General features: G+C 69.7%; 12 protein-coding genes. 4 read left to right on the forward strand and 8 right to left on the reverse strand.

All coding sequences use genetic code 11. From position 1 onward, the window contains the following. Positions 1-55 precede the first annotated feature (55 nt). The 4 genes from FCI23_RS10005 to FCI23_RS10020 all read left to right on the forward strand — a co-directional run bounded on the left by FCI23_RS10005 (position 56) and on the right by FCI23_RS10020 (position 4,007). Entirely contained in the window at positions 56-1,117 is a 1,062-nt protein-coding gene (locus FCI23_RS10005) for an HpcH/HpaI aldolase/citrate lyase family protein (RefSeq protein ID WP_136723130.1), read from the forward strand. Positions 1,118-1,122: 5 nt separating this feature from the next. Beyond that, positions 1,123-1,998, forward strand: coding sequence for an HpcH/HpaI aldolase/citrate lyase family protein (locus FCI23_RS10010; protein ID WP_136723131.1), 876 nt, complete (start codon positions 1,123-1,125; stop codon positions 1,996-1,998). Positions 1,999-2,165: 167 nt separating this feature from the next. Beyond that, the gene (locus FCI23_RS10015) at positions 2,166-3,758 is read left to right on the forward strand and encodes an acyl-CoA carboxylase subunit beta (protein ID WP_136723132.1); all 1,593 of its coding nucleotides are present in this window, start codon (positions 2,166-2,168) and stop codon (positions 3,756-3,758) included. A gap of 30 nt (positions 3,759-3,788) precedes the next feature. After that, positions 3,789-4,007 (forward strand): acyl-CoA carboxylase epsilon subunit, encoded by a 219-nt coding sequence (locus tag FCI23_RS10020; protein ID WP_136723273.1) that lies wholly within the window; start codon positions 3,789-3,791, stop codon positions 4,005-4,007. A 176-nt stretch (positions 4,008-4,183) separates the two neighbouring features. Here FCI23_RS10020 and FCI23_RS10025 read toward each other — a convergent pair whose 3' ends face one another. The 8 genes from FCI23_RS10025 to FCI23_RS10060 all read right to left on the reverse strand — a co-directional run bounded on the left by FCI23_RS10025 (position 4,184) and on the right by FCI23_RS10060 (position 14,422). Then, on the reverse strand, positions 4,184-4,762 hold the full coding sequence (locus tag FCI23_RS10025) for a GTP-binding protein (protein WP_136723133.1): 579 nt from the start codon (positions 4,760-4,762) through the stop codon (positions 4,184-4,186). Further along, on the reverse strand, positions 4,743-5,288 hold the full coding sequence (locus FCI23_RS10030) for a DUF742 domain-containing protein (protein ID WP_136723134.1): 546 nt from the start codon (positions 5,286-5,288) through the stop codon (positions 4,743-4,745). Before FCI23_RS10030 ends, FCI23_RS10025 begins: the two co-directional genes overlap by 20 nt. A gap of 71 nt (positions 5,289-5,359) precedes the next feature. After that, entirely contained in the window at positions 5,360-5,773 is a 414-nt protein-coding gene (locus tag FCI23_RS10035; RefSeq protein ID WP_136723274.1) for a roadblock/LC7 domain-containing protein, read from the reverse strand. 9 nt (positions 5,774-5,782) lie between these two features. Continuing rightward, complete coding sequence (locus FCI23_RS10040) at positions 5,783-8,812, reverse strand: sensor histidine kinase (RefSeq protein ID WP_246143613.1); 3,030 nt, start codon at positions 8,810-8,812, stop codon at positions 5,783-5,785. 428 nt (positions 8,813-9,240) lie between these two features. Beyond that, complete coding sequence (locus FCI23_RS10045) at positions 9,241-9,849, reverse strand: GTP-binding protein (protein ID WP_136723135.1); 609 nt, start codon at positions 9,847-9,849, stop codon at positions 9,241-9,243. Next, on the reverse strand, positions 9,830-10,237 hold the full coding sequence (locus FCI23_RS10050; protein ID WP_136723136.1) for a DUF742 domain-containing protein: 408 nt from the start codon (positions 10,235-10,237) through the stop codon (positions 9,830-9,832). The genes FCI23_RS10045 and FCI23_RS10050 overlap by 20 nt, the downstream gene beginning before the upstream one ends. 123 nt (positions 10,238-10,360) lie before the next feature. Further along, positions 10,361-10,774 (reverse strand): roadblock/LC7 domain-containing protein, encoded by a 414-nt coding sequence (locus FCI23_RS10055; protein ID WP_136723276.1) that lies wholly within the window; start codon positions 10,772-10,774, stop codon positions 10,361-10,363. Positions 10,775-10,783: 9 nt separating this feature from the next. Then, positions 10,784-14,422, reverse strand: coding sequence for a sensor histidine kinase (locus FCI23_RS10060; RefSeq protein WP_322973816.1), 3,639 nt, complete (start codon positions 14,420-14,422; stop codon positions 10,784-10,786). Between the last annotated feature and the right edge of the window lie 540 nt (positions 14,423-14,962).

Genomic DNA, 14,962 nt, shown 5'->3' on the forward strand with positions numbered 1-14,962 from the left:
GCTCTAAAGTGAGCGCCGGAAAGCTCCCCACCCTCGATACGACCTGGGAGATTGCATGCGTTCCGCGAAGGACTTCTTCCGCCCGCTGGCCGTGGGGGCCCCGGACCCCGTACGGGAGGTGCCTTTCAGGCCGTCGCGGATGATCCACTTCTTTGATCCGGGCAACGAGAAGATGGCGGCGAAGGTGCCGTCACTCGCCCCGAAGGCGGACGTCCTGCTCGGCAATCTGGAGGACGCGGTCCAGGCGGACCGCAAGGAGGCCGCGCGGGCCGGGCTGGTGCGGATCGCGAAGGCCACGGACTTCGGCGAGACGCAGCTGTGGACGCGGATCAACAGCCTGGACTCGCCCTGGGCCCTGGACGACCTTCTCACCCTGGTCACCGAGATCGGCCACAAGCTGGACGTGGTGATGGTGCCCAAGGTGGAGGACGCGGCGGACATCCACTACGTGGACCGGCTGCTGGCGCAACTGGAGGCGAAGGCAGGTCTCACCCGGCCGGTCCTGGTGCACGCCATCCTCGAGACGGCCACAGGGGTGGCGAACGTCGAGGAGATCGCCGGGGCGAGCCCCCGGATGCAGGGGATGTCGCTCGGGCCGGCCGATCTGGCGGCGAGCCGGCGGATGAAGACCACAAGGGTCGGCGGCGGGCACCCGGGCTATCTGGTCCGGCAGGACCCGAACCCGGAGGGTGACGAGCTGCCGAGGGCCACGTACCAGCAGGATCTGTGGCACTACACGATCGCCCGGATGGTGGATGCCTGTGCCGCCTACGGCATCCTGCCGTATTACGGGCCGTTCGGGGACATCAGGGACACGACGGCATGCGAGGACCAGTTCCGCAATGCCTTTCTGCTGGGCTGCGTGGGGGCGTGGAGCCTGCACCCGGTGCAGATCGACATCGCGAAGCGGGTCTTCTCGCCGGAGCCCGCCGATGTCGCGTGGGCGCGGAAGGTGATCGACGCGATGGGCGACGGCACCGGTGCGGTGATGATCGACGGGAAGATGCAGGACGACGCGACCGTGAAGCAGTGTCATGTGGTCGTGGAGCTGGCCGAGGCGCTGGCGGCACGCGATCCCGAGCTGGCCAAGGCGTACGCCGCCGCAGAGAAGGAATGACGACCATGACCGACGACGCGATCCTGCGGCCCCGCCGCTCCGTGCTCTACATGCCCGGGGCCAACGAGCGCGCGCTGGAGAAGGCCAAGACCCTCCCCACGGACGCGCTCATCCTCGACCTGGAGGACTCCGTCGCGCCCGATGCCAAGGCCGACGCCCGCAAGCGGGTCGCCGCCGCCGTTGCCTCGGGCGAGTACGGGTACCGGGAGGTCACCATCCGGGTCAACGCGCCCGGCACCCCGTGGCACGCCGAGGACCTGCGGGCGGCGGCCGAGGCGGGCCCGGACGCGGTGGTGGTGCCCAAGGTGGACTCGCCGGAGACGGTGCACGCCGTCGAGCGGGCTCTGGAGGCCGCCGGCGCGCCGGACCGGACCGCGATCTGGGCGATGGTGGAGACTCCGCAGGCGATGCTGGACGCCGGCGCTGTCGCGGCGGCGAGCGAGCGCCTCACCGTCCTGGTCATGGGCACCAACGACCTGGCGAAGGAGCTGCACGCCGAATTCGTCCCGGGCCGGGCGCCGTTGCTCACCGGGCTGTCGCTCGCCCTGCTCGGTGCGAGGGCTGCCGGGAAGGTGATCCTGGACGGTGTCTACAACGACGTCCAGGACCTGGCGGGCTTCGAGGCGGAGTGTGTGCAGGGCCGTCAGTTCGGGTTCGACGGCAAGACGCTGATCCACCCTAAGCAGGTGGAGCCCTGCAACAGCGCGTTCGCGCCGTCCCAGGCGGAGATCGAGCGCTCCCGGCGCATCATCGAGGCCTTCGAGGCGGCAGCGGCGGAGGGCCGGGGCGTTGTCACCGTCGACGGCCGGATGATCGAGAACCTCCATGTGGAGGACGCCCGCCGGGTGCTTTCCCTCGCGGAGGCGGTCGCGGGACGCTAGCGGGACGCCGGAGGACCGCTGGACGGACGATACAAAGAAATGGCCCTGCGCGGTGCGCGCGGGGCCATTCTTGTGTTGCTTCTGTCCAGATGCTCCATGAAGCGGGCCAGGACACTGTACGAAGTGGACGCCGATTTTCGAAGGTGGTCACTCGTATCGTCGTTGGCATGACCGTTTTGGACGAGGTGCCGACCGAGCCGACCGCGGTGAATGACGCCCGTGGGCGCGTCGCCGAGCTGCACGAGATTCGTGAGCAGGTCCGGCGCGGTCCGAGCGACCGGGCGACCGAGGCCCAGAAGGCCAAGGGGAAGCTGACCGCTCGTGAGCGGATCGACCTGTTGCTCGACGAGGGCTCGTTCAGCGAGGTCGAACCGCTGCGCCGGCACCGTGCGACCGGTTTCGGCCTGGAGGCGAAGCGGCCGTACACCGATGGCGTGATCACCGGCTGGGGCACCGTCCACGGCCGGACCGTCTTTGTGTACGCGCATGACTTCCGGATCTTCGGCGGGGCGCTCGGCGAGGCCCACGCCACGAAGATCCACAAAATCATGGACATGGCCATCTCGGCCGGTGCCCCGCTGGTGTCGCTGAACGACGGCGCCGGCGCCCGCATCCAGGAGGGCGTCTCGGCGCTGGCCGGATACGGCGGCATCTTTCAGCGCAACACCCGCGCCTCGGGTGTGATCCCGCAGATCAGCGTGATGCTCGGCCCGTGCGCGGGCGGCGCCGCCTACTCCCCGGCGCTGACGGACTTCGTGTTCATGGTCCGCGAGACCTCGCAGATGTTCATCACCGGCCCGGACGTCGTCCAGGCGGTCACCGGCGAGAAGATCTCCCAGAACGGGCTCGGCGGCGCCGATGTCCACTCCGAGGTCTCCGGTGTCTCGCACTTCGCGTACGACGACGAGCAGACCTGCATCGAAGAGGTCCGCTACCTGCTCTCCCTCCTGCCGCAGAACAACCGCGAGAACCCGCCGCCGGTCGAAAGCACCGACCCGGCCGACCGGCGCGGGGATGTGCTCCTGGACCTGGTGCCGGCCGACGGCAACCGCTCGTACGACATGCGCAAGGTGATCGAGGAGATCGTCGACGAGGGCGAGTACCTGGAGATCCACGAACGCTGGGCCACCAACATCATCGTCGCGCTGGCCCGGCTCGACGGCCAGGTCGTCGGCATCGTCGCCAACCAGCCCGCCTCGCTCGCCGGGGTGCTGGACATCGAGGCGAGCGAGAAGGCGGCCCGATTCGTGCAGATGTGCGACGCCTTCAATGTCCCGCTCGTCACTCTTCTGGACGTCCCCGGCTTTCTGCCCGGGGTGGACCAGGAGCACGGTGGAATCATCCGCCACGGCGCAAAGCTGTTGTACGCCTACTGCAACGCCACCGTGCCCCGGATCTCGCTGATCCTGCGGAAGGCCTACGGAGGTGCGTACATCGTCATGGACAGTCAGTCGATCGGCGCGGACCTCACCTATGCCTGGCCCACCAACGAAATCGCCGTGATGGGCGCCGAAGGTGCCGCCAATGTCATCTTCCGCAAGCAGATCGCCGAGGCCGACGACCCCGACGCCACGCGCGCCCGCATGGTCAAGGAGTACAAGGCCGAGCTGATGCACCCCTACTACGCCGCCGAACGCGGCCTGGTGGACGACGTCATCGACCCCGCCGAGACCCGCGAGGTGCTCATCCGCTCCCTCGCGATGCTCCGCACCAAGCACGCCGATCTGCCGTCCCGCAAGCACGGCAACCCGCCCCAGTAGCCCTCGCAAGGAGAGCCCCCCGTGAGCACCGTGAGCACGCCGCCTGCCGATACCGCGACCCTTGTCCGCGTGGAGAAGGGCCATGCCGAGCCGGAGGAGCTCGCCGCCCTCACCGCCGTCCTGCTGGCCCGCGCCGCGGCCGCCGGGCAGGACACCGGCGCCAACGTCCGCCGGCCGCGCACGACTGCGGGCTGGCGCCGTCTGGAGCGCACGCCGGGCTTCCGCAGCGCGCACAGCTGGCAGGGCTGACCTCCCGCGCTTATCCGGACGTACGGCCAGGGCCGAGGATCCGTGACGTCAGAAGGCCGTCTCACCCTCCCGCGGGGGGGTGAGACGGCCTTCTGACGTCACGGACGGCGTCCTGGACGCTGTAGCGGGTACGGGGCGCCCACCGGCCATCGGCCGGGAGGCGCCCCGTACCCGTCCTAGCGCAGGCGCGCCATGAGCGCGTGCTCGACGAGTGTGATGAGCGCGCTCTTCGCCTCGCCGCGGTGCCGCGCGTCGGTGGTGATGATGGGGGCCTCGGGGCCGATCTGGAGGGCCTCGCGGACCTCTTCGGGGCGGTAGGGCTGCTGGCCGTCGAAGCCGTTGAGGGCGATGACGAAGGGCAGGCCGCTGTTCTCGAAGTAGTCGACCGCCGGGAAGCAGTCCGCGAGACGCCGCGTGTCGACGAGCACGACCGCACCGATGGCGCCGCGCACCAAGTCGTCCCACATGAACCAGAAACGGTCCTGGCCGGGCGTACCGAAGAGATAGAGGATCAGGTCCTCGTCGAGCGTGATACGACCGAAGTCCATCGCCACCGTGGTGGTGGTCTTGTCCGGCGCGTGTGTGAGGTCGTCGATCCCGGCCGAGGCGGAGGTCATCACGGCTTCGGTACGCAGCGGGTTGATCTCCGATACGGCACCGACGAACGTGGTCTTGCCCACGCCGAAGCCGCCCGCTACCACAATCTTCGCAGATGTGGTCGAGCGAGCTGGACCGCTAGAGCTTCCGTAGTCCACTGAGCACCCTTTCGAGCAATGTCACGTCTGGCTGACCGCCCGCGGCTTCGTCGCCACCGGGCTGGTGGATGGCGACGAGACCCGCCTCGGCCAGGTCGGCGACGAGGATTCGGGCAACGCCGAGGGGGATGGAGAGGAGCGCGGAGATTTCCGCGACCGACTTGATCTCCCTGCAAAGGATGCAGATCCGCTGGTGCTCCGGCAACTGCCCCCGCAGTTGCGTCGGTTCGGCCGTGGTGCTGACCAGCGCCTCAATGGCGAGCTGGTAGCGCGGCCGGGTGCGGCCACCCGTCATCGCGTACGGTCGGACCAGAGGTTGATGGTCCGACCCCATCGGAGTCGGGCGGCTGCCGCGGGCAGGAGAGCGTGGTGGCGGGGCCTGGGGAGGCGCGTACGGCTGGACCCGGTGCTGCCTGGGGGCCTGTGGACCTGGGTCCTGGCTTGGGGCAGACGGGAAGTTGAACCGCTTGAACGGCGGTTGCTGATGCGGATTGCCGTACTCATCTCCGCCTGGGGGCGTTGCCACGGTTCCTCCTCCAGCTCGTCGGCGCGTCTGAGCACCTTACGGGTACTCAGACGCGCCCGCACGCCTGTCCGTTAGGTGAGCAGGCTGCCTTGCAGTTCCGCACGTAGGTCGGGGGTGAGAACAGTCCCTGCTCGGTCGACGAGCAGGGCCATCTCGTAGCCCACCAGGCCGATGTCGCACTCGGGGTGCGCCAGTACGGCCAGTGAGGAACCGTCCGATACGGACATGATGAAGAGGAAACCGCGTTCCATCTCCACGACGGTCTGGTTGACGCTCCCGCCCTCGAAGATCCGCGAGGCTCCGGCGGTCAGCGAGGTCAGACCGGAGGCGACAGCCGCCAGCTGGTCCGCGCGGTCCCGGGGGAAGCCTTCGGACATGGCGAGGAGCAGGCCGTCGGCAGAGACCACAACGGTGTGCGACACCCCGGGGGTGTTGTCCACAAAGTTGGTGATCAACCAGTTCAGGTTCTGTGCCGCCTGGCTCATCGGACTCAACTAACGCTCCTGGTGATTGGGGCCGAAGCCCTGGCCGTTCGTGTCAGTTCCCGCATTGCGCCCCTGTTGGACGCCGCGCCGCAGATTACTCAGCCGGCCGCGGATTTCCTCAGGTGCGCGAGAGACCTGTGGGCCGCTCTGGGGAGTCTGCTGGGCGGCGCCCGCGACCAGGTTGGCCTTGGGGACGCGCCGCGGCAGGCCGGAGGGGGTCACTCCGCCTGCCTTGGGCTCGCGGGCCTGCTCGGCCCGCTGCCAGTTGTCGTCGTTCGCTGAACGCCATTGGGTGGACTCTTCCTGCTCCGGAGCCGCCTGAGCCGCCTCCTCGGGCTGCTCCGACCCGTTGCGGTCCCGGCGCGGAAGGCCGGAGCCGGTCAGCGAGTGGGTGGCGCCCGGGGCGGGGCCCGGTCGTTGGAAGCCTACGCGCTCCGGCGCTTCGAAAGCGCCTCCCGGAGCGGATTCGGCCTGCTGCGGCTGCTGGAGCTGTTGCGGCTGGTACGGGGCAGTCCCGGCCGCAGCGGTCCACTCCTGGTGCTCGGGCTGCGCCGGCCGGGCGGGCGCCGGGGCGGCCCACTCGTCCTGGGCGGGGACCGGGTAGCCCTGCTGCTGCCACTCGTCCTGGGCCCCGTAGCCGTCCTGGGCCGGAAAGCCGTCCGGTTGCGGGGTCTGCTCGTACTGCGGCTCCTGGTAGGCCACGGGCTCGACGTAGCCCTGCTCCTGGTAACCGCCCTCGAACGACTCGTAGGGGTGCTGCACGGGGGCCTCGTCGAGGAACGCCGGCAGCGGCTGCTCGCCCGTCCGCTCGCCGGTGGAGGCCTCCAGCTGGGCCCGGCGTTCCTTGCGCATCAGCGAGCGGCCCACGGGGTCGAGGGCACGGGCGTCGTCGGGCACCTGGATCTGCTCGTACCGCGAGTCGTCGAATCCGAGATCGGCCGCCGAGGGCCGGTAGGCGTAGTCGGCGGTGTCGTGCTCGGGGACGATCCGGGAGACGGTGAAGTCGTTGTCGTCCTCCGGGATCTCCTCCTCGCCGCCGCCACCGTGAGTGATCGGCTCCGGCAGCATGACCAGCGAGGTGGTACCGGCCTGCTCGCCCGAGGGGCGCAGCTGGACCCGGATGCTGTGCCGGTCGGCGAGCCGGCCGACCACGAACAGGCCCATGCGCTTGGAGATCGAGGCGTCCACGGTCGGCGGCTCGGCCAGCTTGTGGTTGATGTCCGCGAAGTCCTCGGCGGTGAGGCCGATGCCCTTGTCGTGGATCTCGATCATGACGCGGCCGTCGGGGAGCCGGGTCGCGGTGACCCGGACCTTGGTCTGCGGGGAGGAGAACGTGGTGGCGTTCTCCAGCAGCTCGGCCAGCAGGTGCACCATGTCGGTCACGGCGGTGCCGTGGATCTCGGTCTCCGGGATGCCGATCAGCTCGATGCGCTCGTAACTCTCGACCTCGGAGGCGGCGGCGCGCAGCACGTCGACCAGCGGGACCGGCTGGTTCCACCGGCGGCCGGGCTCCTCGCCCGCGAGGACCAGCAGGTTCTCGCCGTTGCGGCGCATACGGGTGGCCAGGTGGTCCATCTTGAAGAGGTTCTCGAGCTGGTCCGGGTCCGCCTCGTTGTTCTCCAGCTCGGTGATCAGGGAGAGCTGCCGCTGGATGAGGCCCTGGTTGCGGCGCGAGAGGTTGGTGAAGATCGCGTTGACATTCCCCCGCAGCAGCGCCTGTTCGGCGGCGAGCCGGACTGCCTCGCGGTGCACCTGGTCGAAGGCGCGGGCGACCTCGCCGATCTCGTCCTTGCTGGTGATCGGGATCGTCTGGATCCGGGTGTCGACCCGGCCGGGGTCGGTCCGGGAGAGCTGGTCGACCAGAGCCGGCAGTCGCTGCTCGGCGACGTCGAAAGCGGCGTTGCGGAGCCGGCGCATCGAGCGGCTCATCGCGCGGGCCATCAGGGCGGCGACGATGAAGGCGACGATCAGGGCGACCAGCACGATGGCCGAGTTGACGATGGCGTCGGTCCTGGCGCTGGAGGCGACGTGCTGGGCGTCCGAGAGGGCGCTGTCGGAGAGGTACACCCCGACGTTGCGGTAGGCGTCGAAGCCGAGGGCCGAGGCGGCGAACCAGGAGGTGGTAGTGATGCCCTCGGCCGCGAGCTGGGTGGCCGACTTGCCGGAGGCGATCTCCTTGATCATCGCGATCGTCTCGGGCGGGGCCACAAAGGTCTGGCCCGCCGCGGCGGCCTGCTGGGCGGCGGCGGTGACCTGCTGCTTGCCCTTCGCCGCGGCAGCCGTCAGCTCTTTCTGCAGCTCGGCCACGTCCTGGTCCGTGCCGCCGCCCTTGAACTCCTCGATCGCGATCCCCTGGAGGTAGGCGTACGAGGACAAGGCGGTGAGCTGCGTGTCGAGTTCACCGGTCGCGAGCTTGTTGCGGTTCTCGGCCAGGATGTGGGTGCCGATGGACCGGGTCAGCGACTCGGCTGCCTGGGTGAGGGAGATGGCGTAGAGCGTGCGGCCGAAGCTGGCCTGGTTGGCGCTGCCGAAGCCGAGTTCGTTGGACAGCTCTATCAGCGGGTGTGTGACGGCGAGGTAGCCCTCTTCGGTCTGCACACCGGGGAGCTTGCGGGTGAAGGCGGCGGCGCGCAGCGAGGCGAGCTTCTTCTCACCGTCGCGGACCAGTTGGACGCGCTTTTGCAGGCCCGTGGTCTGCGGCATCCGGCTGACCGCCGTGTCGAAGGCGCTCTTGGCCTTGTCGGTGGCTGCCCGGGCGGTCAGCACCTGGGCGCTCTTGGTGTCGCCCTTCAGCAGCGGGATCACGGCGACATCGCGTTCGTCGCTCGCCGTGGTGGCGTACGTGACGGCCGCTCGCACCAGCTGGGCGATCCGGACCGCGTCATCGGCGTCCCGCCAGGTCCGCACCGAGCTCTGCACCCGGAAGCCGCCGAAGACGAGCGCGACCAGCACCGGGATGAGGAGGATCGCGTTCAGACGGGTGGCCACCCGCCAGTTGCGCATGGCGAAGCGGTTGCCGGGGCCGGCCACCGGCTCCATCGCCACAGGTTCGGGGGCGGCCGCGGGGGTGCCGGCCGCCCCGTGTCGCGCAGGCGGTGTGAAGTTGCCCCGCGGTTGGTCCGCGGGGCCCGACTCTGCTCGCCTCGTGTTCCTCACTCGACCAACAACCTCTCGGAGACGGCACCGGAAGTGCCGTTACTACTCTCGGGTTCTGCGAATTCCAGCACGTCATGGGGGTGCTCTTCAAACGTCGGACAAATCCGGCCGGGTGACCGAAACGCCCTGGATATAACGGGCATAAGTGTAATGCGGTGGCAAAATACGGTAGTTATGTGTGCTCTATGCAGCCGATTGGGAGCAGCCGGTGTTCGGTGTGCGCTGATTCTCTGTCGAAACGTTATGAACACAGAGACCGGCCATGTCCAAAGACACAGCCGGTCCGTGCCACAACTGGCAAACTGGAAGATTTACTTGAGGCGAGCGAGCAGTGCGTGCTCGACGAGTGTGATCAGCGCGCTCTTCGCCTCGGCGCGGTGCCGGGCGTCGGTGACGATGATGGGAGCCTCGGGGCCGATCTGGAGGGCCTCGCGGACCTCTTCGGGACGGTAGGGCTGCTGGCCGTCGAAGCCGTTGAGCGCTACGACGAAGGGCAGCCCGCTGTTCTCGAAGTAGTCGACCGCCGGGAAGCAGTCGGCCAGCCTGCGGGTGTCGACCAGCACGACCGCGCCGATGGCGCCACGCACGAGGTCGTCCCACATGAACCAGAAACGATCCTGGCCCGGGGTACCGAAAAGGTAAAGGATCAGGTCGTCATCGAGCGTGATACGACCGAAGTCCATCGCCACTGTAGTGGTGGTCTTGTCCGCGACATGGCTCAAGTCGTCGATTCCGGCCGACGCGGAGGTCATAACGGCCTCCGTGCGCAGCGGGTTGATCTCCGAGACCGCGCCGACGAACGTGGTCTTGCCCACGCCGAAGCCGCCCGCCACCACTATTTTCGCCGAGGTGGTGGAGCGGGCCGCAGGCGGGCTGCCGTACGCCGCCTGCTGACCCGGCCTAGAGCTTGCGAAGTCCACTGAGCACCCTTTCGAGCAGTGTCACGTCTGGCTGTCCGCCGGCCTCACCGCTGCTCGGCTGGTGGATGGCGACCATCCCGGCCTCGGCCAGGTCGGCCACCAGGATCCGGGCCACACCGAGCGGGATCGCCAGCAGGGCGGAGATTTCGGCGACCGACTTGATCTCGCGGCACAGGTGGCAGATGCGCTGGTGCTCGGGGAGCAGCCCTTGGTAAGCGCTCGGGTCGGCACTGGTGCTGACCAGTGCCTCAATAGCGAGCTGGTAGCGCGGCCGGGTGCGGCCACCGGTCATGGCGTACGGCCGCACCAGCGGCTGGTCGCCTTCGCCCTCGTACGGCGCATGGTGCGACGCGCCGTACGGGCCCGGCGAGGCGGGTGGCGGGGTCATGTGTCAGGTCCTCCGGGTCCGAGCGAGCTACTGGAGCTTTGGCGAGCTTCTGCGGTTCTGCGGTCGCGATGTGTTGTCTTTCTACCGCTGTATGCCGTAGGTCGTACGGCCTTTGGATGGAGCTCAGTGCATCAGGCTGCCTTGCAGTTCGGCACGCAGGTCCGGGGTGAGGACGCCGCCCGCACGATCGACCAGCAGGGCCATCTCGTAGCCCACCAGACCGATGTCGCACTCGGGGTGTGCGAGGACGGCCAGTGAGGAACCGTCGAAGATCGTCATGAGGAGCAGGAATCCGCGTTCCATCTCCACGACCGTCTGGTTGACATCGCCGCCCTCGAAGATCCGGGAGGCTCCGGCGGTCAGCGAGGTCAGGCCGGAGGCGACGGCCGCCAGCTGATCGGCGCGGTCCCGGGGGAATCCCTCGGACATCGCCAGCAGCAGGCCGTCAGCGGAGACGACCACCGTGTGGGACACCCCTGGGGTGTTGTCCACGAAATTGGTGATCAACCAGTTCAGATTCTGTGCCGCCTGGCTCATCGCGCTCAACTAACGCTCCTGCTGGTGAGTGGGGCCGCCGGTACCGGCTTGGCGGCCCTGCTGGATACCGCGACGGAGGTTCGTCAGGCGTCCGCGCACGTCGTCGGGGGCACGCGAGACCTGCGGGCCGCCCTGGGGGGCTTGTTGGGGGGCCGCGCCACCCGGGACGAGGTTCGCCCGCGGTACCCGGCGAGGCAGTCCGGACGGGGTGATCCCGCCGGCCGACGGCTCACGCACCTGCTCCGCCTGCCGCCACACCTCGTCGTTCGGGGTGGGGCGCCAGGACGAGGGCTCACGGCGCGGTGGCTGCGTGGGCTGGTGCTGGGCGGACTGGGCCGAGGGGACCGGCGACGGCGCCGGGGCCGGGGCCGAGTGGGCGGCGCGGGTCCGCTGGGGCCCTGCCGGGCGGCCGACGGGCTGGCCACTCTGCCCGTTGTACCCGCCGCCCTGGCCGTTGTACGCGCCCTGTCCGTTGTGGCCATTGTGACCGTTCTGCCCGTTGGGTGCGGCGGGTGCCTGCCGGGTGGGGCCGACGGGGCCGCTCTCGACGTGGACCTGCTGCATCCGCTCGGCCTGTCCGGTGCGGAACCAGTCCGACTCCAGTGCTTCGAAGATCGGGCTGCGTTCGTCGTCGCGGACCGGTGCCGGCGGCAGCGCCATCGGCTCGGCGGCCGGCGGCAGCGGACGGCGGTCGCCGCCCTGGTCACGGCCGGGTGCGAAGGGGGTACCGCCCGGGCCGCCCGGCTGCTGAGCCGGACGTTGCGGGTTGCCCCGGCCGGTGCCGGGCGGGTACTGCTCCGGCAGGCCGTTGCCGGGGGCGCCGCTGCCCTGCCGCGGCGCGGGCAGGTTGCCGTTTCCGGGAGCCTGCGGGCCGCCCGGGCGTGCCGGGTTGCCGGGACGCCGGTCGGCCGGGGGCTGGAAGACATCGCTACGGGTGAAGGGCCGGCCGACCTGACCGGTGTCGGGCTGCGGGCGCTGACCGGCGCCGGAGGGCGGGAACGTACGGGCGCCGGGTGCCGGGGCGTTGAAGTCGGCGCGCGGGGATTGCCCGGTGGGCACCGGGTCGGCGGGGCGCTGGTCCCGGCCGGCCGGGGTGGAACGGGGGAACTGGCCGGTGGATTCCGGGTTCCCCGGGCCGCGCTGCGGGCCGGTGTGCGGGATCGCGCCGGGTGCCGAGGCGTTGAAGTCGGCGCGCGGCATTTGCCCGGTGGACTCCGGGTCGGCGGGGCGCTGCTGCCAGTCGAGCGGGGTGGGGCGGGGGAACTGGCCGGTGGATTCGTGCTGCGGGCCGGTGTGCGGGAAGTTGCCGGCGGGCGGGAAGGTGCCCGCCGGCGGGAACGTGCCGGCGGGCGGCGCGTCGAAGTCCATGCGCGGCAGTGCGGCTGTGGCCTCCACGTCCTCGTGGCCGCGTGCGGTGTCCTGCATGGGACCGCGGTCCGCGGAGACCGGCTGCGGGGCGTTCTGACCGCGCTTGGGCTGCTGACCGCGACTGCCGCCACGGCGGTGGCCCCGGCCCTGGTTGCCCTGCTCCTGGTCCTGGGCCCAGGCCGGGCCTCCGGGACGCCCGTTCGGCGGGGCACCGACATCGGCGGGGCCGGAGGGGTTGAGCGCCGGACGCTGCTCGGCGGCCGGAACCTGGTTGCGCTGCGGCTGCCGCCCGAGCGGCCCGCCGCCGCCGGCACCGGCGCCGGTGGTACCCATCGGACCGATGGCCGCGCCGCTCTGCTGGCCGGGGCCCGGCGCACCCGGCCTCGGCTTGCCGCCCTGGGTGACGTCCACCGGCAGCATGACGAGTGCTGTCGTACCGCCGGAGTCGGACGGGCGGAGCTGGATCCGGATGCCGTGCCGCAAGGACAGCCGGCCGACCACGAACAGGCCCATCCGTCGGGAGACGGACACGTCCACCGTCGGCGGGTTGGCCAGCCGCTCGTTGATGTCGGCGAGGTCCTCCGGCGACAGGCCGATACCGGTGTCGTGGATCTCGATGAGCACCCGGCCGTCCGGCAGCGCGTGGCCGGTGACCCGCACCTTGGTCTGCGGGGACGAGAACGAGGTGGCGTTCTCGAGCAGCTCGGCCAGAAGGTGCACGAGGTCGTTGACGACACGCCCGGTGACCTCGGCGGCCGGCACAGAGGTGAGTTCGATGCGCTCGTACTGCTCCACCTCGGAAGCGGCGGCACGAAGCACGTCGACCAGCGGGACCGGCTTGGTCCAGCGGCGGCCGGGCTCCTCGCCCGCGAGGACGAGGAGGTTCTCGCCGTTACGGCGCATACGGGTCGCGAGGTGGTCGAGCTTGAAGAGGCTGGACAACTGGTCCGGGTCGGCCTCGCGGCTCTCCAGTTCGGAGATCAGGCTCAGCTGCCGCTGGATGAGGCCCTGGCTGCGGCGGGAGAGGTTGGTGAACATCGCGTTGACGTTGCCCCGCAGCAGCGCCTGCTGGGTGGCGAGCCGGACCGCCTCGCGGTGGACCTCGTCGAAGGCCCGGGCCACCTGGCCGATCTCGTCGCGGCTGTGGATGCCGATCGACTCGACCGAGGTGTCCACATCCTGCGGGTCGGACTCCGAGAGGTGCCTGACCAGCTCGGGCAGCCGCTTCTGGGCGACTTCCTGCGCGGTGTCCTGGAGACGGCGCAGGCTGCGGATCATGGAACGGGCGACGACGAACGCGCCGACCACCGAGATGCCGAGCACCAGCAGGATGAGTGCGCCGTCGAGGAGCGCCTGCTGCTGGGCTTCGGAGCGCAGCTGCAGCGCCTTCTGCTGCATGTCCTTCAGCAGCGACTGCTCGATCCGGGTCATCTCGTCGATCTTGACCTGGGCGTCGTCGTCCCAGTCGCGGTACGAGCCGCCCTGACTGCGGATACCGGTCTCGGAGGCCGCGATCCGCGCCTGTTCGTCGTTGACCGTGTTGATCGTGTCGTTGCCGCCGGTGATGCCCTTGAGCAGGGCATCCGCACCGGTGCCGTAGATCTGCTTGAACTGCTGCAAGGCGGAAGTCTCGGAGCTGGCCGAACTCTGCAGGTACTGCCAGTCGTTGGTCGCGAGCTGCCTGTTGTCGGCGAGTGCGGCACTGATCACGGCACGCTGGATGGAGTCGAACTCCTTGGCGGACGAGAAGGCCGCCAGCGTACGGGTCTGGGTGATCATGTCCGGGTTGTTGGTCGCCTGGGCCATGTCCTGGGAGAGCGCGAGCAGCGACTGGATGAGACCGTCGTAGTCGTTGACGGTCTGCGAGATGAAGTCAGCGTTGGTGTACGCGTTGTCGCGGATCGAGGTGAGCTTGCTCAGCTGCCGGTTGATCGCGAGCACCGTGGACCGGACACCTGTGAGATTGCCCGGGACATTGCCGCTGACCGAGTCGAAGGCTTGCTTCGCCCGCGTGGTCTGCTCCCGTGCCGCGACTACAGCGTCGTTCTTGTCCTCCCGGGGCTTGGACGAGAGCGGGCCGGCCGCGACGTCGCGCTCGTTCTGCAGCGCGGCGGCCAGCTCGGTGGAGCTCTCTGTGATGTCCGTGAGCGACTTCATGTTGCCGAGCTGGTCGAAGTTATCCAGCGAGCTCTGGATGCGCAGCGCACCCAGCGACGTCGCGGCGACCACAGGCAGCGCGAGCAGGGACACCAGACGCGTGCTGATGCGCCAGTTGCGCATAGCTACGCGGGGACCTGGCCCTGTTCTGCCGGCGGACCCCATACTGCGGCCCGTCGCGGCGCTGCTTTTCGGCGTGCTCGTAGTTCCGGCCGCTACGGTCTCGTCCGGCCGGCGTGGCGCGGAGCCATGGTCGGCTCCGCCGCGCTGCTCCGGGTCGCCCGCAGCGCCGCCATCCCTCTTGAAACGTCCCTGCACTAGCGTCGCAACCTCTGGACCAGGCGTCCTCCGCGCGGGCGGCAGGACGGTTGTCGAGTCTGGGAGCCTCGCCCTCCCCGGCGAGATGCTCGTATAAGCCGCCGCTCGGCGCTCGAACGCGCCCCCTGCGCGCCGGCTCGATGGATACGGCGGGTCCGGGGAATTCCAGCACAGTGACGGACCTCCAACAAGGGCCGGGCCTCAGTGTTTGAAACGTGTGACTCCCTGCGCCCAGTGGGTCACCGGTTGTCGGTGACTATCCCCTGAATAACTGGCGCTAATGGACATTTCTTCTATGTATTCCAAGGCCTTCAGTGGTCCCCGTTGACCGATCGGCAGGGTGAA

The sequence above is a fragment of the Actinacidiphila oryziradicis genome, from assembly GCF_005047355.1.
GTDB classification, from domain to species: Bacteria; Actinomycetota; Actinomycetes; order Streptomycetales; family Streptomycetaceae; genus Actinacidiphila; species Actinacidiphila oryziradicis.